Source organism: Paenibacillus xylanilyticus, assembly GCF_013359935.1.
Classification (GTDB): domain Bacteria; phylum Bacillota; class Bacilli; order Paenibacillales; family Paenibacillaceae; genus Paenibacillus; species Paenibacillus xylanilyticus.
On record NZ_JABMCB010000187.1, the window covers coordinates 1 to 22,146 of the forward strand.

At 43.8% G+C, this 22,146-nt stretch carries 14 protein-coding genes and 2 pseudogenes; 10 read left to right on the top strand and 6 right to left on the bottom strand.

What is annotated here, in order from left to right; translation table 11 throughout:
* Positions 1–140: 140 nt before the first annotated feature.
* The 3 genes and pseudogenes from HP552_RS15945 to HP552_RS15955 form a co-directional block, all read left to right on the top strand.
* Positions 141–611: pseudogene (locus tag HP552_RS15945) on the top strand (DinB/UmuC family translesion DNA polymerase); the annotation flags it as partial.
* Complete coding sequence (locus tag HP552_RS15950; RefSeq protein ID WP_175396422.1) at positions 608–973, top strand: YolD-like family protein; 366 nt, start codon at positions 608–610, stop codon at positions 971–973. The pseudogene HP552_RS15945 and the gene HP552_RS15950, both read left to right, overlap by 4 nt.
* Positions 954–1,325: a YhjD family protein gene (locus tag HP552_RS15955; RefSeq protein ID WP_175396423.1), complete on the top strand. Its 372-nt coding sequence runs from the start codon at positions 954–956 to the stop codon at positions 1,323–1,325. Before HP552_RS15950 ends, HP552_RS15955 begins: the two co-directional genes overlap by 20 nt.
* 398 nt (positions 1,326–1,723) lie before the next feature.
* Here the strand turns inward: HP552_RS15955 and HP552_RS15960 are convergent, their stop codons facing one another.
* From HP552_RS15960 to HP552_RS15970, 3 genes are all read right to left on the bottom strand, one after another.
* On the bottom strand, positions 1,724–2,314 hold the full coding sequence (locus HP552_RS15960) for a DUF5626 family protein (RefSeq protein ID WP_175396424.1): 591 nt from the start codon (positions 2,312–2,314) through the stop codon (positions 1,724–1,726).
* A 1,590-nt stretch (positions 2,315–3,904) separates the two neighbouring features.
* Complete coding sequence (locus HP552_RS15965; protein WP_175396425.1) at positions 3,905–4,957, bottom strand: anti sigma factor C-terminal domain-containing protein; 1,053 nt, start codon at positions 4,955–4,957, stop codon at positions 3,905–3,907.
* A gap of 2 nt (positions 4,958–4,959) precedes the next feature.
* A complete protein-coding gene (locus HP552_RS15970; protein WP_175396426.1) occupies positions 4,960–5,469 on the bottom strand; it encodes an RNA polymerase sigma factor in 510 nt (169 codons plus the stop codon).
* A 250-nt stretch (positions 5,470–5,719) separates the two neighbouring features.
* Between HP552_RS15970 and HP552_RS15975 the strand changes: the two are divergent.
* Positions 5,720–5,827, top strand: a pseudogene (locus tag HP552_RS15975) (IS3 family transposase); the annotation flags it as partial.
* Between the two features lie 152 nt (positions 5,828–5,979).
* Here the strand turns inward: HP552_RS15975 and abnB are convergent.
* Complete coding sequence (abnB, locus tag HP552_RS15980) at positions 5,980–8,382, bottom strand: arabinan endo-1,5-alpha-L-arabinosidase AbnB (RefSeq protein WP_175396427.1); 2,403 nt, start codon at positions 8,380–8,382, stop codon at positions 5,980–5,982.
* 342 nt (positions 8,383–8,724) lie between these two features.
* Between abnB and HP552_RS15985 the strand changes: the two genes are divergently transcribed.
* Positions 8,725–12,498, top strand: a complete 3,774-nt coding sequence (locus HP552_RS15985) for an alpha-L-arabinofuranosidase family protein (protein ID WP_175396428.1) — start codon at positions 8,725–8,727, stop codon at positions 12,496–12,498.
* Between the two features lie 129 nt (positions 12,499–12,627).
* Here HP552_RS15985 and HP552_RS15990 read toward each other — a convergent pair whose 3' ends face one another.
* A complete protein-coding gene (locus HP552_RS15990) occupies positions 12,628–14,025 on the bottom strand; it encodes a TrkH family potassium uptake protein (protein WP_175396429.1) in 1,398 nt (465 codons plus the stop codon).
* Positions 14,009–14,674 (bottom strand): potassium channel family protein, encoded by a 666-nt coding sequence (locus HP552_RS15995; RefSeq protein WP_175396430.1) that lies wholly within the window; start codon positions 14,672–14,674, stop codon positions 14,009–14,011. The genes HP552_RS15990 and HP552_RS15995 overlap by 17 nt, the downstream gene beginning before the upstream one ends.
* Before the next feature lie 321 nt (positions 14,675–14,995).
* Between HP552_RS15995 and HP552_RS16000 the strand changes: the two genes are divergently transcribed.
* The 5 genes from HP552_RS16000 (at position 14,996) to HP552_RS16020 (ending at position 22,061) form a co-directional block, all read left to right on the top strand.
* Positions 14,996–15,901 (top strand): ABC transporter permease, encoded by a 906-nt coding sequence (locus tag HP552_RS16000; RefSeq protein ID WP_175396431.1) that lies wholly within the window; start codon positions 14,996–14,998, stop codon positions 15,899–15,901.
* A gap of 15 nt (positions 15,902–15,916) precedes the next feature.
* Positions 15,917–16,807, top strand: a complete 891-nt coding sequence (locus HP552_RS16005; RefSeq protein WP_175396432.1) for a carbohydrate ABC transporter permease — start codon at positions 15,917–15,919, stop codon at positions 16,805–16,807.
* A gap of 79 nt (positions 16,808–16,886) precedes the next feature.
* A complete protein-coding gene (locus HP552_RS16010) occupies positions 16,887–18,665 on the top strand; it encodes a sensor histidine kinase (protein ID WP_175396433.1) in 1,779 nt (592 codons plus the stop codon).
* Positions 18,640–20,298: a response regulator gene (locus HP552_RS16015; RefSeq protein WP_175396434.1), complete on the top strand. Its 1,659-nt coding sequence runs from the start codon at positions 18,640–18,642 to the stop codon at positions 20,296–20,298. The genes HP552_RS16010 and HP552_RS16015 overlap by 26 nt, the downstream gene beginning before the upstream one ends.
* A gap of 119 nt (positions 20,299–20,417) precedes the next feature.
* A complete protein-coding gene (locus tag HP552_RS16020; protein WP_175396435.1) occupies positions 20,418–22,061 on the top strand; it encodes an extracellular solute-binding protein in 1,644 nt (547 codons plus the stop codon).
* Positions 22,062–22,146: the final 85 nt, after the last annotated feature.

The window sequence follows — 22,146 nt, forward strand, 5'->3', positions numbered from 1 at the left end:
GGGTTTACTAACTATAATGTAACTTTTAATTATGGAATAATTTCATTTACCAATTATAATGTCAATTGAATTTATGTCAGAATGCTGAAAAAGCTTGATAATACACGTTTTTTCATTTACCAACTATAACGTCACTGAACATGACCCTGCCTAGAGATTACACAGAGGCTTGGGAGATCGAAGTGGTTATCCTCGATATCTGTACAGAAGTGTGCAGAAGAGCCCGTAAAAAGGGACTGATGGGTAGTGTTGTATCCGTAAGTGTGTCTGGAGCGGATTTCGACCACCCAACTGGTTTTCACAGGCAGGTTAAACTGTCTGATCCTACTAACATAACCGTTGATGTGTGCAAGATAGCGAAACGCATCTTCCATCAACACTGGGATGGGCAACCTGTGCGACGTGTAGGCGTGTCCCTTTCTCAATTATCCAGCGCGGATACATATCAACTATCTTTTTTTGATGATCAGGAGCAGAAACGGGCCATTGATCAGGTGATGGACGACATTAAGGATCGATTTGGCGACATTGCCATTTTACGAGCGAGCTCCATTACGGCTGCTGGTCAAGCGATCGATAGAGCATCTAAAATTGGGGGGCATTACAAATGAGCAAAAAACTTGAGGCCAATGGATTATGGGAATCGAGCCGCATGATGCTTCCACAACATAAAGAACGAATTATACAGCATCGTACTCAAATTCATTATCAAGCGAAACCACTGATTCATGAAGATGAGTGGGAGATGATTGCTCAAAATGTAGATATGTCGCTTAACTATACGCTGCAAGCCACCATTGAAGTGTTTAATGAGTCGGGCAATCGGTATATACACGGGATCGTCACTTCAGTCAGTACCTTTGGAAAGAAAATCAAAATTGAAATGGAGCATGGATTTGAATGGGTCGATTTTGATCAATTGGTCACTGTTAAGCTTGAAGAAGGAGGAGTGTATGGTGAGACAGACTTCTGAAGAACTTGCACTTGTGAAGAGGCTGGTAGAGCTCCCCTATCTTTTAGGTGCTCTGGAGGTAGATAAGCATAAAATATACGCTTCAAACTTTAAGATGAAATCTGTGTATGTTGACTACTTGGACGGTACCCAAAAGAAAATTGCTTTAGAGATGTACAAATCGAAACAACGTTTAAAGGAGCACCATATAAAAATCATTGATGAAAAGAGATCCGAGCTGAGTTTAACGGTAAATTATTCGGTAAGAGGTTACATTCATAAAATGACACTATTGTGGAGCAAAGTGAAAGTCGATGTAACCTTAATGCTTACTGAACATATGAACGTTGATATTACGGATTTGCCCAAATAAACATAGAGTTAGAGCAGAATATGGAAGCATTTAGGAAGAGATTGAATTTTTAACCGCTAATCCTAAAGGTGAGATTAGCGGTTCTTTGTAATAAAAAGAGTGTAGAGAACAGCAAATTAACATTAACAATGGAACAATGTTTTTGTCCTCAGATATTTGGCGTTTTTTTGTATTAAAATCGTCTGTAGAAAAACAAACTATTTATATTGCTTGGAGAATCACAGGATTGATTATGCTAAAATCATCATACATTAGTAGACCTCTTGTTTCGCTGAAGCGGACAAGGGGTCTACTAATTGCAATATTGAATCTTAATTAAAAAGGTTAATAGTAAATAAGCGGGTTGGCATCGTTGAACATTGAATTTGTTGAATATGACTATATCAGCCGGTTAGTACTTATTGATAAGAACCTTTGCCATCAGTAAAAGTAACTGCTATTCCGTAACGATCGTCAATATGATCTCCAATTTTAACCCTCAAGTCCATAGTTTTAGCTGATACACCACTGAAACTGGTATGCTTATAAGTTAAATGGGCTTCAGCAGGAATACTTTTACTCCTAATTTCAGTAAGTCTATCAATTACCAATTTTTCTTCAGAATAAACTCCCATAATGGAATGAATGGAGGTGCCCGACACACCAGTAATATAGCTACTACCGATGTGCGTGTCTATGAATGCAGAGGTATTGAAACTTGCTGTCCCAAAGACACTTGTTCCTTCAACCTTGAAATATAAGGATGCTCCAGTTGAAGCAGTAGAGAAATCTGTAGGTTCCATTACTAATCGTAATTTCTTATATGAACCATCCTCAAATTTCTGGTGTATCGTTGGATTTTCAGAAGTGACCGTCAAACTTCCGTTGTTATTCGAATCTGATGTTGTAAAAGCAGTTGAATTAGGTTTATCAGCATCTAGTATTTCTCCATTTTTTAATTTGTTAATTACACTATTAATATCATCCTGTGAGGACCCATCTTCTCTCATGTGCTCAGCAATTTTTTGGTAATCCTCTTCTGAGAAGCTAGCAGAGGCACTGGAATAAGACGAAGGGTAAACGAGCGTACCCAGTATGAAAAGAATAAGAGCTAAAGATATCGTTCTAAAAGCTGGAATCTGTTAATCAAATTTATTACCTCCCAAAATTTAGTATGAACCGAGTAGAGCATTGTAAAAATTTAGTGCAAGTTAGGAGGTTAGCAAATATGTACCTTTTTATTTCTTTTTTATTCGCGACTTTGATCTCTGGATTTCTAGGTTTTATGGTCTATAAATTTTCTAACATAAAAATCGGCACCGTTGTGACAATAATAACCTCGATCTTTATAGCGTATATTTTTACAGATTTTTATGCCTTTATTGGGGTTATAGGAGGATTATTGTTATATTTCTTATTAATTAAGTTTTCAAAATAAAATCATTTATTCATTTAGCTTGCCTGATCTTGATAATTTGCCCGGATTTAGAAAAGATACATTCTTCAATTGAGATCCATTCACGATTAGGATAAAATTGTAGTCATATTGCAAGTCCATTTCTTCATTGTTTTCATATGTGACATATACATACAATTGTATGATGATGTTAACCTTCTTTTTTTGGAAACGTGGAAACGATGTAAGAAAACAAAATTTTATTATAGAGTTTAATTAACCAAAAAGCCGCGAAAACTGGTATTATCCCCTTTTAGTTGAAATGAGAAAAAGACATTTACTGTCTACTCTACTTGACAGGGTTATGACCAAACCTGCGGCTTTTTATTTGGGATCCCGTCGGATTTCACTGTACTTGTAAACAAATCAGGACTACTTGATCCGTTGATGTTCATTTTTAGCAAGTGTTTTGAGGAAAAGCGCAAGCTACCCAAGTATTGGCTTAAAGGAACATCATATTAAAATCATTGATGAAAGATCTGAGTTGAGTCTGAGAGTTAGAGGAAGAATACCGTATATAACTGCATAGGGTGGATATAATATAGTTATAACCCTTGTTTTCTTCTCCCAGATAGGTAAACCGACCTTCGAAGTTGAAGGGTCGGTATTTTTTGTCTATATGTTAAAACATAAACTTAGAAGAAAAGAAGAGTATAGAGACATTACGAACTATAATTAACTGTTTGCTTAGGTCGGTGAACAACGGACCTCTTTTACAAAAATTAGCTTTTGAACTTCAAAAGATATGGATAAAGTCCGTGACAATATAAGTGGAGCTTTTGAAAAGCCTATAGAGGAAAAAAATAATGGATATATTTCGATTATCGATAGGCATACCTAGAAGATGGAGTACTAACTAATAATCCAAACTTAGCTCTATTTATGCTCAATATCATGTTCTATAAAGCTGCTATCTAGCGGCTTGTTTTTGTTTTCAGTTGCTAATAGAAAGCAGATCCTAACTTGGTATATTTGCCTCCCCTTAGATTATGAGACAGTACATATCCGATACAGGAATCTTTAATGAATGAATCTTCTTCAAGTCAGTAAAAAAAGAGATGATATCTCAGAATAACAGGTATCATCTCTTACTTGAATGGATCATAACCGCACTATGAGATAAGTCAACCGCCCAATTGCTATCTCAATCCCAGTTCCAGACCTCTACACGGCTCAATTGGAAATGATGGAATTCAGCTAACTTTGTAAGTTTCTCCAACTCTCTCACGGGACCTGTAACAACTGCGCCATATACTTGAACTCCATTCTTCTCTAAATAAGCAAGGCGCTGTTTATCTTGTGCAGCACCATTGTATTCAAGATGATTAATCATCCATTTTAGTTCAGTCAACATGGCCTCAACCTGATCCTGCATCTGTCCTGCATCGTCTGGGATAAAGTAATTAAACCATCTTGCTCCATTCTCATGAAATTCATAAAGAGGTTTAAGGCTAAGATGTGGAACATTATAATCGTACATACCTGCCCGTGAATAGGAAGCATCAGGCTGGGTGAATTCGCCAGAATAAATCGGCATAGCAGTCACCGCAACATCGTAGTCTGAAAGAAGCTTCATCAGTTGACCGGGAGACGCCAGGTTTTTCAAGGATAATGACATCTCTGCGACATGTCCATCATCAATTTCAGCTAGCCGTTTGAGGCTGCTATTTTCCTCAGAGTCATTATGATCAGATTTACCTTCGACAAGTGAGTAAGGGAGATAGAAGGGCCCTGGGTTATTGCCATTCATATACGCTCCTGTATTGGTAATAGAATAGGTGAACTTACCGGTTATACTGAGTTTAGCCTGAATCTCACCTGTGATTACCTCCCATGAACCCACATGTCGATATATTTTCAAATTAGCTTTTTGAGTTAAAAAAGGGGTTACTTCAAAAGGTTCAGCAGATATTCTTTTCTCTACACGAAGTCCGTCACCGTGCATTTCAACAACAGATATAATGGAACGCATGAAATGGTTACGTACCTTTGATTGATCAAAATAGATATGGAGAGCTGAGACGTAAATGTGATAGACCAAAAAAACTAGAAAAAGCGCTCCTCCTGCATTAAGGAAAAATTTCCATCTTGTTTTCCATACCATTCGTCTAAACTGCTGATGACCCCATTCAGGACGCTGATGCTCAAAATCATCTTCCTGAAATACACGTTCCTCATCATGTGGTATTTTAGACATACTCAAACGTCTCCTTTCATTTGAAGCATCTCTGCTTTGAATCGTTCTCTGGCACGAAAAAGAGTGACCTTAACCTGATTCATATTCATATCCAGAATCTCGCAAAGTTCCTTATAAGATAACTCGTTCATTTCTCGCAGTAACAAGATGGTACGATATTGTTCGGGCAGTTTCTTCATCACTTGTTGAATACGAATAGTATGTTCACGAGCAGTCAGTACTTCCTCAGGAGTCCGATATGTATTTTCTACGCCTTGCTTCTCCAACTCTTGATTCATTTGCTTTTCTCCACGATATTTACGATACCAATCGATAAATAAATGACGGGCTACTTTATACAACCAGGCTCTGGCATAATCTGCATGCTGGGCTTTCATGGAAACCATAGCTCTGTAAAAGGTTTCTTGAACTAACTCCTCAGCTGTCTCCGGTGATCCACACATTCGGTATAGATAGAGATACAGGGAGGATTGGTACTGCTTGAATAGTTCGGTATATAGATCACTCCTCATTTCAAGTTTCCTCCTCCTTCTCTTTAGACAACGAGGCAGGTTGAATAATGTTACAGTGAAATTAAAATTTGTGAGAGAATAATTAGAATACATATATCATTTTGGAGATTTCCATTCGTGAAATAGAAGCATTTTGTCCATTACACGCAAAGAGGTATATTTATAGAAATGACTCCAATGTAGGGGAAAGTGAAAGTAGAGGTGATCTTAATCTCACTGAACTTATCAACGAAGATATATAGCATTGTGAAAGTCAGAGTTTCTTTATCTTCATGAGTATGAAAGTGTAGAACATTTCAAGAAAGAACTAGCACGATACATGGTTCACTACAATCACAAACGTATCAAGTCAAAATGAAAAGGCATGAGCCCGGTACAATACCGAGAACATGCCAAACAAGTTGATAAAAAAAATATTTGTATAACTTAAGGGGGCAGTTCCAAGATTGGCTGCTTTAGGTGCGATCAACTTGAATAATTCAGATGTTGATGCAATAGCAGCTCAACGGTTCAAGGCTTAACTTGTGCCTGACGCTGGATCTCCTTGGCGCTTAGCGCTTTGTCATACAATTTTACATTATCCATTTTCCCTTGATAGAACGGATCAGCAGCATACCGACTCTTGCCCAGATAGGCGTCCGTAACGTTAAGATCGTTCGGATTAAACGTGATTTCAGAGCTGCTCGCTACCGATTTTCCGTTTACATATAAGGTACCCGTATCTCCTTGAAGCGTGACAGCCACATGAACCCATTGCTTGGTGGGCAGCGCTTCAGCCGCAATTAGACTCTGGTCACGGCCCTGATCATGAATGGTGAATTGGAGAGCGCCATTATGCTGGGATGGCGTCAGGAACATATGCCGGGTCAAACCATTGCCGAAGTCGAAAATGCGCTGCCAAGCCCCGCCCCCGTCCCAGTTTACCCAGGCACTGAAGGTGAAGTCTGTCGTGTCCGTGAGGATTCCAGGCAGCTGAATGTAGCTGTCTTTTCCGTTAAAAGCAGCAGCCTGATTTTTGCTGCCAATAGCTGAGCTTAGTATGTTAAAGGCCTGACCGTGATAGCTGTTCTTGCTGTAATCCTCGGCGATTTTGGCAAGTTTTTTGTTCTCAAAGGTATACTCACCCAGCAGCTGGCCCTTCGCCTGTTCCGGCACGATCACGTTGAATGTCTTGGTAGCTGTAGCTGTTCCTTTTCGGATCGTTGCGGTCAATTTCACTTTGGCATCCCCTTTACCACTGCGCGGCCGATTTACTGCGCCGTCAGCCGATAGGACAGAGGGGAGAGAAGACTTCCATGTGATCTGACTATCACGTGTACCTGTGGTGGGAAGGGAGAGATCGAAGAAGATATTCTCCGTATTTCCAAGGTTCAGATCCTTTTTCACAGCCAGTACGACATCCTGATCTTTCAAGGCAATCATCTGACTTCCCCAGATCGCTACACCGGAGGAAGAGAGGGCACTGAAGGTCAGTACGTTCTGCTGGGAATCCGAATCCCACTCTTGGGTAAAGACACCTTCATAAACCACATCATTGGACGTGATTCGTACCTTGTTGTTTCCCTGGAGACTCCATTTTCCTGTGACAGCACCAGTAACCTGGCCATCTGCTGTGAACTGAACGATCTGGGACGGCTTAATCTCGGCTGTAATATCCTTCCCGTGATTAACCCATTTGTATGAACCGGCAGCATTTTGCGCCGTCACTTGTAGTGTATCTCCCTTAATACCCGCATAACGATAAGGAGATACGACCGGCCATCCTTCGGAGTTCATGTGCATCTCATGTACACGGACTTCATGCTCTTCTCCGCGATTCGGAAAGCGCGAGTGGAAGATCAGGAACTGCTTGCCGCTCTCTTCATCATAATAGGCGGAGTTATGCCCTGGAGAGACATATCCTGTGCCCTGGCCTGTGCCTGGGTCGCCGATCTGTCTTTGGAACAGGAAGTTCCCCAGCAATTTTACACCAAACGGCTCAATGGACTGGTCATCAAATAACGGTTTATCCTTGTCAGCCATGACCTTGATCATATCGTTGCCTTCAGCATCGTAGAAGGGGCCATCCGGAGTCTTGGAGCGTGCTACGCGAATGTTATATCCACCGTCAGCACCGAGTCCGCCATAAGACATGTACAGATAGTAGTAATCGGTTTCGGGACTGTAGAGCATATATGGTGCTTCAATGCGGCTATGGTTACCACCGGTCAGCTTTTTGCCATAGCCCTGATTGGGCAGCGGTTTTCCGGTTGTCTCGTCCATTTCCAGTATGAAAATGCCCCCGGAATAGGAACCGTAGACCATCCATAACTTGCCGTCTTTATCAAAAAACACATCCGGATCGACCACATTGGGATGCTTGGTCGCATCATATATGGTGCCATCTTCACTGATTTCATCCCACATGCCTGATTTCAGCAGAATACCCTGATCCTTGTACGGTCCTTCAATGTTGTCAGCTACGGCAACCCCGAGTGCAGAGCGGGGAGAATCCCCTTTGCATGCATTATAGTACATATAATATTTTCCATCTGCCAGCTGAATGACGTCTGCAGCCCAGAGTGTATCGGTCTGAGCCCACTGCAGGGCTTCGGCGAATTCCTTGGTTACATTGGGAACAACCGGATTGTCATCCGTAACTCCTGATGCAACTGAATTCCAGCTGATCAGGTCTTTGGACTTCGCTACTTGCAGATGAGAGCCGAAAACATAATAAGTATCTTCAACCTTAATGACAGAAGGGTCATGAACGGAAACGTTCTTAAAGGTTGGAACCTGATTTTCGCTCCATGTGGTGGAACTTTGCGAATTGAGAGCAGTTGAGGCTGTGCTGTCCGCCAAAGCGGAGATTGGCGATAGAGGTGGTGCAGCGAGCAGTGCCGTACTAAGTGCAATGACCAAATGACGCTTCATACGTATCCCCTTTCTTCATTCACAAAATAAAATAAGTGAGAATTACAACCAGTGAAAGTGGCAGTGCTGTCCTCCTTTCGCACATTGTTTGAATCAAGCGCTTACATTCGCTATAATATCAATTAATTTATATATTTGTAAACCATGTTGTTGAGGATGAGTGCAAAAAGCAAAATTGCCTCTTGAAGACTGAATTATTAATGGATTTCTTGCTGGTTTGAACTTTTCTGTTGAAAATCCAATTTGAAATGATTACTATTACGAGTATATAATATGTTTATAAATTTATTAATCATTCATGTTTATATGAACTATTAAAGTATCTACATAGGAGGCATAACGATGAGCAGTTATCAGGAGCAGATCATTGCGCACTACAAGTTTGAGGATGCGAACAACATCGGTAAGGATTATTCGGGTCAAGGGAAGGATAGTATTGCGGCAGGTGAATCGGTCCCATCGGTAGAGAAAGTGCAGGGGAGAGCTGCAGCTACGTTTGCAGGAGGAGCGAATGGTACATCGTATTTGCAATTACCGGCAGATCTATTTCAGAATGTAAGCGATAAAACGGGCATTACTGTGGCAACCTGGGTGAATTTGAACAAGGGGTTCAATGTGTGGGAGCGGATTTTTGACTTCGGTAAAGGCGAAAAGGGCCCCTATTTATTTTTGACGAGACAATTAAGAGGCACATTATCCGCGGAAGATGATCTGGTTGTGGATCCGGGCCGGGGATTTGCTGCGGGAGAATGGATGCACGTGGCCTTGACGGTAATTGGTACTCAGGGAGGTACACTCAGTAGTGCCGGTCCGATTGTCTATGTGAACGGAGAGAAAATTGCAGATGGCTCCATCAGTCAGACGTCCAGCGGGAACTATGCGAAGCTGCGCAGATGGTTCGATTCGTTTACCGATTCGGCCAATTATAGCCAGAATTTCATCGGACGCTCCCAGTACGCAGCAGATACGGATTTTGCCGGCTCGCTGTCCGATTTTCGGATTTATCAGGCAGGACTGACAATGGACGAGGTCATAGAAGTGATGTGTGAATCGTTGACCGACGAAGAGATTGTCAAATTGGCAGGAGATAAATATTTATCTTTTCCGACCCGTATCATTACCAAAGACATTTCACTGCCTGCGGATTTGCTTGGCGGCAAAGTGAAGGTGAAATGGCAGTCCGATCGCCCTGAGGCGCTGTCACATCAAGGAGAAGTCCAGTCCATTTCCTCAGCACAGGAGGTTAGACTGAATGCACTTTTGAGTAAGGGCGAGAGCACGCTGAATCAGCGTTTTGATGTATCCGTACTGCCTGAGGGTCTGCCACCCTATACGCTAACAATCCATGGAAATCAGACCGTCGCTGATATCAGCGAGGTGATGTACGGCTTGTTCTACGAGGACATTAACAATGCGGCTGACGGCGGAATCTATGCAGAGCTTGTTCAGAACCGTTCATTTGAATCCTTTGCATTTGATACGTATTCGCATGCTTCTGGCGAATGTGGATGTTCCACCGGCCGGAACCGTGATCCTTTGTTTGCCTGGTCAGGCGATACGGAAAAAATGATTGTGCAGCATGAAGGTGGATTGAATGTGCATTTCAATCTTGAAGATCCCGATGCGAATGCCTACTATGTGACGGTTCAGGATGGAGCGACGATTCGTAATCGCGGATTCTCGGATACCAATCAGCATTGTGCCATGTCCATCAAGAAAGGTGCGCAGTACGACTTCACCATCTGGGCCAAAGCGGAGTCGGCCGGTGCAATCACAATTCAATTGCAGGATGGAAAAGGGAACACAATCAGTGATTCTGTTTCTCTTCATATGCATGGAGGGGGCACCTGGAAAAAGTACGGTGTTGTCCATGCAGATGTTGAGGGTAACAATCAGGAGATTGTCCTTACAGGCACAGAGACAGCTCTCGGACAGTTGGTGCTCGCTTTTGAAGGCGAGATTTCCATCGACATGGTGTCATTGATACCCCGGGACGTATGGGGAGCAGATCCTGGTGAAGAAGAAATATCCGCATCAGCCCATGCCAACTACAAAGGGAACCCGAACTACCGGCTGAGGAAGGATCTGGTTCAGGCACTCGTCAACATGCATCCCAAGTTTCTGCGTTTTCCGGGCGGCTGCATCTCGGAGGGATCGTTTATTTGGGATAATGTGTATGACTGGAAGGATTCCATAGGAGCGGTTGAGCTGCGCAAAGAGAACTACAATGTCTGGGGTTATATGATGACAATGGGGCTCGGATATATGGAATATTTCCAATTGGCTGAAGATTTGAATGCTGCTCCTGTTCCGGTGATGGCCTGTGGTGTTTTGTGTCAGGCGCGCTCGGATTATGCACATCCGGCTGGCGGTGCCTTGAGGGACTATTACATCAAAAACTTCACCGACCTGATTGATTTTGCCCTCAGTACAGATGTTGAACATAACGAATGGGCGGCAATACGAAGTCAAATGGGGCATCCTGAACCGTTTGATCTGCGCTATCTCGGTGTGGGTAATGAGAACTGGGGAACCGAATTCTTTGCCAACTTTGAGGTGTTCAAAACATCCATTGATGACTATATGAAGCTGAACTATCCTGAACATGAATTGCATATTATTTCAACGGTTGGTGCACAAGCGGATGATGATGCGTACCAGCAGGGGTGGAAATTCCTCAGCGGAAATCTCACGGGATCGGCTCAGATTGCGTTTGCGGATGGTCAGGAGGTCATCGAAGAAACGGTAACCTGGTACGAGAATCAGGACGATTACATGGATACCATTGCGGACGAACACTATTATCGGTCCAATGATTATTTGCTGAATAACGTGGATCGGTACAACTATTATAAGCGAGCGTATCACGAGGATGGGCGTATAAACTGGAAGGAGACCTCCAAGGTCTTTGTCGGAGAGTACGCATCCACGGATAAAAATACACTCGCAGGCGCCGTTGCTGAAGCAGCGGTGATGACCGGCTTTGAAAACAATGCAGATGTCGTTCGTTTGGCTGCTTACGCGCCATTGTTTAACAAGGTGCTGACGGACGGAACCTACCGTTGGACACCGGACTGCATCTGGTTTGACGATGAAACGGTATGGTACACACCGAATTACTACGTTCAGCATCTTTTTGCAAAATACGTTGGAGAACAGGTGATCGGTACTTCGTTTACGACGTACAGCAAAGGCAAGCCGGTGAAGCTCATTCCGCGTGGCGGGATCGAGATTGCAACGGGTAACGCAGACATTCTGGTGAAGCGTGTCACGGTCACATCAAACGAGGACGGCAGTGTGCTATTGGATGAGGATTTCAGGGAGATGGCGGAGCTCAGTACAGCTTGGGGTCTGATTCCTGGTGCGAATGGTTATACGCTTGAAGCTGGAAAGGGGCTTATTCTGAAATCACAGCCGAGTGGGTTGAATGGGTTATATCTTCTGAATGAGGAATGGACCAATTACAAAGTGCAAGTCGAAACCAAACGTTTGACAGGTGAGGATGGTTTCTATGTCGGTGTGGGACTTACGGACATTTCACCTGAAAAGAAAGACGTCATTGAATATGCGATCGGTTATGGTGGCGAAGCAACGGGAGTTAAAGTGTATAAACAAGGTGTCGAAGGCTACACACTTGGGGACTATTCATCAAGTTCAGCAGCAGGTAACATGAGAGCTGCCAGTTATGAACCGTTGGAGAGCGATATCGATTATACGATCACTGTTAATTATGGCGGGGACACCGGTAAGAGCTTGATCTGCTCCTACACGGACGGACATACGACCAGCAGCGTTTTGGATTACAAGCTTGAAGCGTACAATCGTGAGGTGTTCCATTCCGTAACGAAAGATGCACAGCATGTATATGTAAAACTGGTCAATGCAGACAGCGTGGATAAAGCTACACAGGTCCGCATTCAGGAACTGAATGTGAAGGCTGCAGCTCGTTTGATTACACTCAGCGGCGAACATGCATTGGTTCATGTTCCGAATGTGAATCAGAAAAATGATGAGAAAGTGGTACCGCAAGAACAGGAGATCAGACTGGACGGTGACACGGTGGTTCTTGACTTACCGGCTCATTCAGTTAGTGTTCTCATTATGAATCGCCTGTAAAATAATATTTTTTTTAAAGAATGCCCCTTTCATACAGACATTATTTGTCTGCGTGAAGGGGGCATTTAGATAGGATTGTTTAAAAAAGTAGAATCACAATTGTGGGTACGTAGAGAGTTAAACTATTCGTTACCCAATGAGTACATGATCCTCTGCATAGCCGATTTTGGACGTACGTTTCTTCTGAGCTAGAGCAAAGGCTAGCGTCAATGGCCCCAACCGACCTGCAAACATCGTAATGATGACAATGATTTTACCAGGAACACTCAGCTCACTTGTCAGGCCCATCGAGAGTCCTGTGGTGCTAAAAGCAGAAGTCGCTTCAAACAGGACATCCAGAAAGTGTTTTTCGAGAATGCCTTCTGAGATGGATAGAAGTATGGATATTCCAAGCACAAACGCGAGGGAACTCATAACAACAGCAAGTGCGCGCATAACGGTTTCTTCTGCTATTTTACGCTCAAAAGCATGTATTTGCCCACCGCCCCGGAATGTCTGTATGGTCGCCAGAACGAGCACGACAAAGGTGTTTATTTTAATACCTCCACCAGTCCCGCCTGAAGAAGCTCCAATAAACATCAGAATAATAATAAAAAATTGGGATGTGGCAAGCATACTGCCAATGTCTATGGTATTGAACCCTGAGCTTCTGGGAGCAGTACCCTGAAATAAAGCAGCCCATATGCGTTCACCATAAGATAATTCAGCAAACGTAGACGGATTCCAACTTTCAAGTAAGAAGATGATGATAAATCCAATCAGGTACAACGAAGAGCTGCCGATGATCACGATTTTGGAATGTAAAGATAGCTTTCTCCAGGATCGTTTGCGAAATAGATCGACAACCACAATATAACCCAATCCACCAATGATAAATAGAGTAATGATCGTAAGATTTACAACCGGGTCACCGACAAAAGGTGAAAGACTGTCAGCCCATAGTGAGAATCCCGCATTGTTGAAGGCAGAGACAGAATGGAAAATTGCATAATAGAAAGCTTGTCCCCATCCAAGTTCACCATGCCATCGAAAGGTAAGCACCAATGTGGCCAGCGCTTCAAAAGCAAAGGCGATTAGCACGATATACAATGAAAGCTTAACCAATCCTTGTGCGGAAGAGGAGTTGGTAGCTTGCTGAATAAGCAGCCTTTGTTTTAGCCCGATCCGTTTGCCTAATATAATGGCAACCATTACGCCTAGCGTCATAAATCCCAATCCGCCAACCTGAATCAAAATCATGATAATGACTTGGCCGAATGTCGAAAATACACTTCCGGTATCAAGGACAACCAATCCATTAACACATATTGCAGAGGTCGCAGTGAATAAGGCATCGAGCAATCCGACCGACTTTCCATCACTGGCTGACAGTGGCAGTGCAAGCAATATCGCTCCAACCCAGATCAGGGCGAAGAAAATAATCATGATGAGCTGGGGAGGACTCATATTATTTTTCAGCTTGTTCACAATCGACTCGATGCTGTTTAGAGATGAGGTTCTCGGTACGTGTTTATTTCTTTTTGCCATAGTCACTCTCCAGATTTCGTATGTCTTCGTTACTTCCGATTAACAAGAGCATATCTCCTGTACAGATTGTGTCCTCTGCCATCGGAGAAATGTTCAGGTCGCTTCCCGTTTTAATGGCAATAACGGTACAGCCATATTCTGCCCGAATATTAAGTTCTTGCAGAGTTTTCTGATTCATACTTTCGGGGGCTTTGATCTCGACCAGGTTATAATCAGGTGATAATTCTATGGAATCAATAATATTGTCAGAGCTAAGCTGATTCCCCAGCCTTGTAGCCATGTCCCGTTCCGGATAAACGATCCGATCGGCACCGATCTTGCTAAGCACACTTCCGTGGTTGTCATTTTTAGCTTTGGCTGTCACTTGGGGAACATGAAGTTCTTTCAATAAAAGTGTCGTCAAAATACTCGCTTGCAGATCTTCGCCGATCGCGACAATGGCGTGGGAGAAATTGCTAGCTCCAAGTTCCATAAGGACTGATTTGTCGGTGCAATCTGCCTGAACGACATGGGTTGCTATTGTTGACATTTCCTGAACCAGATTTTCATTTTTGTCTACTGCGAGCACTTCATGTCCGTTGTTAATGAGTGCCCGTGTCAGGCTTGAACCGAATCGTCCAAGGCCAAGCACAATAAACTGTTTTTTCATAATATCCCTCATTTGTTTTCAAAATTAATTCATTATACCTGCAGATGAGAATGGGTAAATATTACATTACGAATACAGGATTGTAAGGTTTCAATTGTAATGAAAAGTTAGGGAAGACACTTCATTATTCTGAGATATGTATGGATCAGGTGAAGCATTACATTTTAACTGCTTGCAGTAAGTATTGCAACCAATAGTACCTATAAGTTATTCTGCTTTTTGGTTAACGTTAGAGTCAACAGAAGATACCTAAAGTAAATAACCTACACTATTGTCTCTGAATGTCTGCTCCTATAATAAATTTGAAGGAGGAGACAGCTCATGCGTTCCAACTACAAACAATTTATAAGAAATATTCCGCTTCATCTTATGATTCTGCCAGGACTGCTCATCATTATTGTATTCGGTTACATTCCGATGGCGGGTCTTTCCATTGCCTTTCAGAATTTCTCTCCAATTGCCGGATTCAAAAACATGAACTGGGTAGGCTTGGAAAACTTCCGGTACCTGTTTGATCTTCCCGGGTTTGGGCAGGTCGTATGGAATACGGTATTTATCTCTGTCATGAAAATTATATCGGGCTTGGTGATTCCTGTACTTGTGGCCTTACTGCTCAACGAAGTACGCAAAACCGGATTTAAACGAACGATTCAGACAGTCATTTATATGCCTCACTTTTTTTCGTGGGTGATCCTGGCCGGTATTATCGTCGATGTGTTATCTCCGAGCAGCGGGATTGTCAATATGCTGCTCAAGGCACTAGGAATGGAACCGATTCAATTCCTGGCGAGCAACGACTGGTTTCCATACATACTTGTCATTACTGATCAATGGAAAGAATTCGGTTTTGGCACGATCATTTATTTGGCGGCATTGACCAGCATTGATAAGTCCCTCTATGAGGCAGCCGTCATGGACGGAGCAGGACGATGGAAGCAGACTTGGCATATTACGCTGCCCGGAATTCGTCCCATCGTCATTTTGATGGTGACCCTGAGTCTTGGAAATGTACTTAACGGTGGATTCGATCAGGTATTCAATCTGTACAATCCATTGGTCTACGAATCAGGCGATATTTTGGATACGATGATCTATCGAATCGGTTTGCAGGACGCCCAATACTCGGTTTCTACGGCACTTGGTCTGATCAAATCGGTAGTTTCATTCATCTTTATTGGACTTGGTTATTTCCTGGCCTATCGGTTTGCCAATTATCGAATATTTTAGAAAGGAGGCAGGATCATGCACCATGCTTCGAGAGCCTATCGCTGGTTTTTGGGTTTTAACTACGTCATCCTGACGATTCTTGCCTTGTTATGCCTGTTTCCGATCGTGAATATTCTGGCGATATCCTTTAGTTCAAGTGATGCAGTCAAAGCAGGGAATGTCACGTTCTGGCCAGTGGATTTTACGTTATCATCCTATAAATACATTTTGGAAAATCAACAGTTCCTTAACTCGTTTGGCACAAGTCTGCTCCGGGTGGTATTGGGGGTCGCAACGAATCTGATTTTTACGATCCTTGTTGCTTTTCCTCTCTCCAAAGAGGCTTCCAGATTTCGTTCCAGAACGTTCTATGCCTGGATCTTTGTCTTCACCATGCTGTTTAGTGGAGGATTGATCCCGGGTTATCTGGTCGTCAAGGAAGCAGGACTGCTGGATTCAATCTGGGCTCTGATTTTGCCGGGGGCTGTTCCCATCTTTAATGTGCTGCTTATGCTTAATTTCTTCCGGGGGTTGCCCAAAGAATTGGAAGAAGCCTCGTGGATGGATGGTGCAGGACATTTCCGCACGCTGTGGAGCATCTATCTGCCCATTTCACTGCCAAGTATCGCAACCATTACGCTGTTTGCCATGGTCGGGCATTGGAATGCCTGGTTTGATGGCATGATCTACATGAAGAGTCCGGAACATTACCCACTCGCCACGTATCTGCAATCCATGCTGCAGCAAGTGACGATGATTCAGAGTGAGATGATGACGCTGGAGGATGCAACGTTGTTAAGCCAGGTATCCGACAGAACGACCCAGGCGTCACAGATATTTTTGTCCGTTATACCCATTCTGTTCGTCTATCCATTTCTGCAACGGTATTTCGTCCATGGGCTTGTTGTCGGCAGTGTAAAGGGATAAGATCGGTAGGAGGAAAACCGAGTAGAGGAGCCGATTTCCGGCTCCTTTTTTTTGCTTGAGGAGAGGAGTCGAGGGGACGATGAGATTTTTTGGGGGGAGCTGGAAGACCAACTCCATTGTCGTCAAGCTGATGATTGCTTTTGTGTTGGTCATTCTCCCATTGTACGGAATCAGCATTCTGATCACACATTACAGCTCCAAGCAAATGCAGACCGAAGTGGAAAATGCGCATGATTCCAAACTGCACTTCTACCACAATCATCTGCAATTTGAGTTGGAGCGAATGAGCGGTCTGGTCAATGAATTTTCGTTTGATGAAACGATGTCCACGTTAAGTACACGAGCAGCCATCATGAGCAAGTATGAGATCACATCAAGTCTGAACGACATACATAAGAAGCTCGGTCAGATCATGGTGACAAGTCCATACATCAGTGATGTTGTGTATTATGTACCTGCACTTCAAAAGCGGGTAAGTGCCGTGGATGGCATCCGCAGCGTGGAAGATGAAGAGTGGAAAAGCCTGCTGGCAACGATGGGCAATCTGAACGGTGAGTTATCTGCCTCGGCAAATGATCTCTATTTTTTAAAGAGCAATCCGTACAATATGAATCACGAGGAGCCGCCGAATTTTATTTTGGGGATACGCTTGTCAGCGGTTGAACTGAAAAAGAGACTGCAGCAGCTGTCGGAAACAGGAGGTAGTGATATTACGTTAAGCTTTGGTGACAAACATGAAGTCGTTATTTCTTCTTCCGAACAGGCTGTCTCAACTGGGCTATTGCAAAAGCTTCCATCTGAACCACAGGATTCGCTGCAGGTGACGAGATACGAGTCCGATCATAACTTGTACTACTCACTCTATGATTCGGACCATTCGTTCACACTAACTTCCAGTATTGCTGAAGAAGTACTTCAAGCCCCGCTGGAACGGTACAAGCTGTGGTTATGGATGTTGACTCTAATGTCGATGGTCATCATTATTATCTTCTCGTTATCCATCTACAAATCGATCCACAAGCCGTTATCTGCGCTCGTTAAAGGATTCAGAATGGCAGAGCAAGGGCAACCTGGCGTTCACATTCCTCACTCAAGACGAGATGAATTCGGTTATTTATACTCTCGTTTTAACCATATGATAGAGCGCTTACATGTCCTGATAGAAGAAAATTATGTGGCGAGAATACGAACAAGTGAGGCAGAGCTCAAGCATCTTCAGTCCCAGATTCAACCTCACTTTCTATATAACAGTCTCTTCAGCATCAAACAGATGGCTGAGGTGGAGAACGTGGAATTAATCCAGGAGTTTACCGATTACCTGGGTCAATATTTCAGGTATATGTCCCGTGACTCCCATACAGAGGTCTCACTCGGTGAAGAAATGGATCATGCGATGGTGTATGCAGCTATTCAGAAAATCCGATTTGGATCAAGAGTACAATTGCTCATTGAAGATATGAATGCTGAGTACAGATCGATCTCGATTCCAAGAGTCATCGTTCAGCCGATCGTGGAAAATGTCTTCGAACATGCACTTTCCAAACGAAGTCAGGGCGGTATTCTGAAACTTTCTTACCAAACGGCTCAGGACAGACTATCCATCTTCATTGATGATGATGGTGACCAGCTAACAGATGAAATGTTGAACCATCTTCATCATGCTTTCCAGGAGTCTACGCAGAAACAGGAAGATAAAGAAATTACGGGACTCTTCAATGTTAACCAAAGACTGAGAATCAAGTTTGGCACAGGGTACGGCCTCATTGCGAGGCGCAGTGATTTGGGTGGTTTATGCATTATTGTGAATGTGCCATGGAAAGGGGAGCTTGCAAATGCAGCGGATGCTGATCGTAGATGACGAACCGGTTATTTTGGATGGATTGCATGCATTCTTCCAGAAAGCAAATTTTCAGGATCTGGAGATCATCAAGGCCTATTCTGCCTTTGAAGCGATCGAATGGTTGAACTCGGTGAAAATCGACATTGTGCTAAGCGACATCTGTATGCCTGGCATGGATGGCATGGAGCTCATTGAGAAAATTATGGATCGGTGGCCAAGATGCAAAGTATTGCTGCTAACGGGTCACAACGAATTTGATTATGCACATCAGGCCATACGCAATCCTTGTGTCGTGGATTACCTCCTGAAGACAGAGGGTATGAGCCATATTCGCACGGCTGTGGAGCGGGCTTTGGTTCTGATTTCGGAAGAAAATGACTTTCGATACCAGAATGCCTGGTTTCGCAGCAAATTGCCAAGAGCCTTGCCCCAGCTGCAGCGTCAATTACTGCTCGATTTGATAAAACGAACGGAACGAAACGACACCGCTTCGCTTCAGGAAGAACTGGATGCCGTGCAGCTTCCTTTTCGCTCTGTGGAACCCGTTATTCCGGTAATTATACGCGTGGAGGACTGGAATAACTATCAATCCCAGGCGGATCGGAGTTTGATTCGATATGCGGTGGGGAATGTGGCAGAGGAGCTGCTTCAGGATAAGGCCATCGTCAAGGCGATTGATCTGGATTATCAGGTCATTGCCTGCCTGGTTCAGCCATCGGTGGAACAATCACATTTTCAGGTGAAGATGAAGGAATATTGGGACCAAACGCTGCGGTTTGTCTACGGAACCTTGGAGTCTGTACAGCAATCATGTGCAGATTGTCTGAATCTCTCGGTATCCATCATGGTCAGCGAACAAGCTGTGGAGTGGATGGAGCTCCAACAGGCCATCGCGCAGTTGCGTTTATCCATTCACGAAGGGCCGGGGCTGGGGATGGAAAAGCTGCTTCGCGTCAATCTGCAGCCTGAACTTAACGATGTGCCAAACCTGTTAAACCAGCAGGCGGTTGCTTCTCTTCACCTGGATCAGGTCAGGCAGCATATTGCTGCTGGTGACAGGGAGTGGATCGGATCTTTTCAGAAATGGACAGAGATTTCGAAGGAGGGTCTTCAGGATCCGTTCTTTCGAATGAAGGTCTATACCGGGGCATCGAATACACTGATCGAAGTCCTTCACGAATTGGGATTGTATGAATCTGCCTTGAAGGAGATCGATCTTTCCAGAATGCTGCATTTTGACATTCATACCCCGTGGTCGGAACTCGTCATATTTTACCAGTCTGCATTGGAATGGATTATTTCCAAGCGCAGCGATACCCGGATGAATGACCAGTCTCAGATTTTGATCGCGATCCATCAATACATCAAGCATCATCTGGAGGATGATCTCTCGCTTACCCGCATTGCGCAGGAAGTCTCTCTTAACCCTTCGTATTTGTCCCGCTGGTATAAGCGAATTACAGGCAAGGGCATATCGGAATATATCTATGATCGCCGTATTGAGCGAAGCAAGGAACTGCTGCTCGGTTCTACCTGCAAAATGCACGAAATCTCCGCCAAGGTGGGGTTCAGTGATCAGCATTACTTTTATCGCTTTTTCAAAAAAGCCATCGGCTGCACCCCTCAGGAGTATCGGGATCAAAAAAGTTGAAATTAGTTCCAAATGGTAAATCAAAGATACCAGATGTAAACGAGGTACACTCGAACTGATAGCGCTTTCTTTATAAAATGAAAACATACCTCACGGGAGGAACAAAAAGGGGGATTCGTATGAATATGTCATTCAAAAGGCTTTCGTTGTTATCACTTAGCATGATTCTGGCAGGGACACTGGCTGCCTGTTCATCGGGTGCGGGCAGTGCAGAGAATGAAACCAAGACGCCAACACAGCAGGATGCTGGAGGTCCACTCACCAAATATGACCCACCCATCAAATTGACCTCAACCATGAACGAAACCGGGAAGGAGTCCCTTGCCGAAGGAGATACACATGCCAACAACATTTGGACTCGCGGGTACAAGGATGAGCTCGGCATCGAAGTAACCTATGACTGGATTGTACCGGATGCGAACTATAACGATAAAATGAATGTGACCCTTGCGAGCGGAGATTTGCCGGACGTGCTGAAAGTAAGCGCTGTACAGTTCGAACAATTACACGAAGCCGGGATGTTGGAAGATCTGACGGAAGTATATGATAAGTACGCATCGGATTTGGTCAAAGAATTTATGTCCGCAGAAGATGGTGCGGGGTTGAAACCTGTAACCAAAGATGGCAAGATCTACGCCATGGTTAGTTTTCCAGGTTCACTTGATTCTTCGGACATGATCTGGATCAGGCAGGACTGGTTGAAAAAGGTGGGGCTTGAAGCACCGAAATCAATGCAGGATGTCATCCAGATTGCAGAAGCGTTCACCTTTGAAGACCCGGATGGCAATGGCAAAAATGATACGTATGGCATCGCATTGAACAAGGATCTTCCAATCAATGCATTTTTGCTGGGGTACCATGGGTATCTCGAAACCTGGATCAAGGATGCATCAGGTCAGGTTGTAAACGGTACGATTCAGCCTGAAGTGAAGGAAGGCTTGAGAGAGCTGCAAAACCTGTATCAGAAGGGTGTGCTGGATCCCGAATTTGGGGTGAAGGACTTTGCGAAAATGATGGAGGACGTAAATGCAGGGAAGTCCGGCATGTTCTTTTTGCCGCAATGGGCACCGTTCCAAGTTAGCAGCATGATTAAGAAAGACAAGAACGTAGACTGGATGCCGTATCCGGTACAATCCATTGATGATCAGCCAGCCAAAACGCAGAATCACCTCAGCTTGGGCGGCATATTCGCTGTCCGCAAAGGGTATGAGCATCCAGAAGCACTTATTAAACTGCTGAATTTCCAGGCTGAGAAGATGTTCGGTGAATCTGCAGAGAAAGAACGTGCAGCCTATTTGAACGGCTTAACCGGACTCGGTTTTCATAATGCAACGGTGTCCAACCTGCCTGCAAACAAAAATGTAAAAGCTCAGGATGAAGTGGAAGAGGCGCTCAAAACCGGTGATACATCCGGACTGGAGCTTGAAGCGAAACTGTTCTATGATGATATTATGGACTACCGGAATGGCAATCTGGACAAATGGCATATGGAGCGCATTTTCGGCCCAGAGAGCTCACAAGGTGTCATCAAGTATTACCGGGACAATGACCTGATTGTCATGAATGAATTTATATATGCACCAACGAGAACCATGAATACGAAACAGGCTACACTCGATAAGCTTAGAGCCGAGACATTTCTGAAAATCATCTATGGCAACCTGCCGATCAATGAGTTCGATAACTTTGTTGCCAATTGGAAAAAACTTGGTGGAGACCAAATTACGCAGGAAGTCAATGAAGTGATTAACGCCAATAAATAATGGGGAAATGCCACAATACAGATGCATTTGTATTGTGGCATTTTGCCGATTCTAAAGCAGCTGGGTATGAGAATGTTCGAGAATT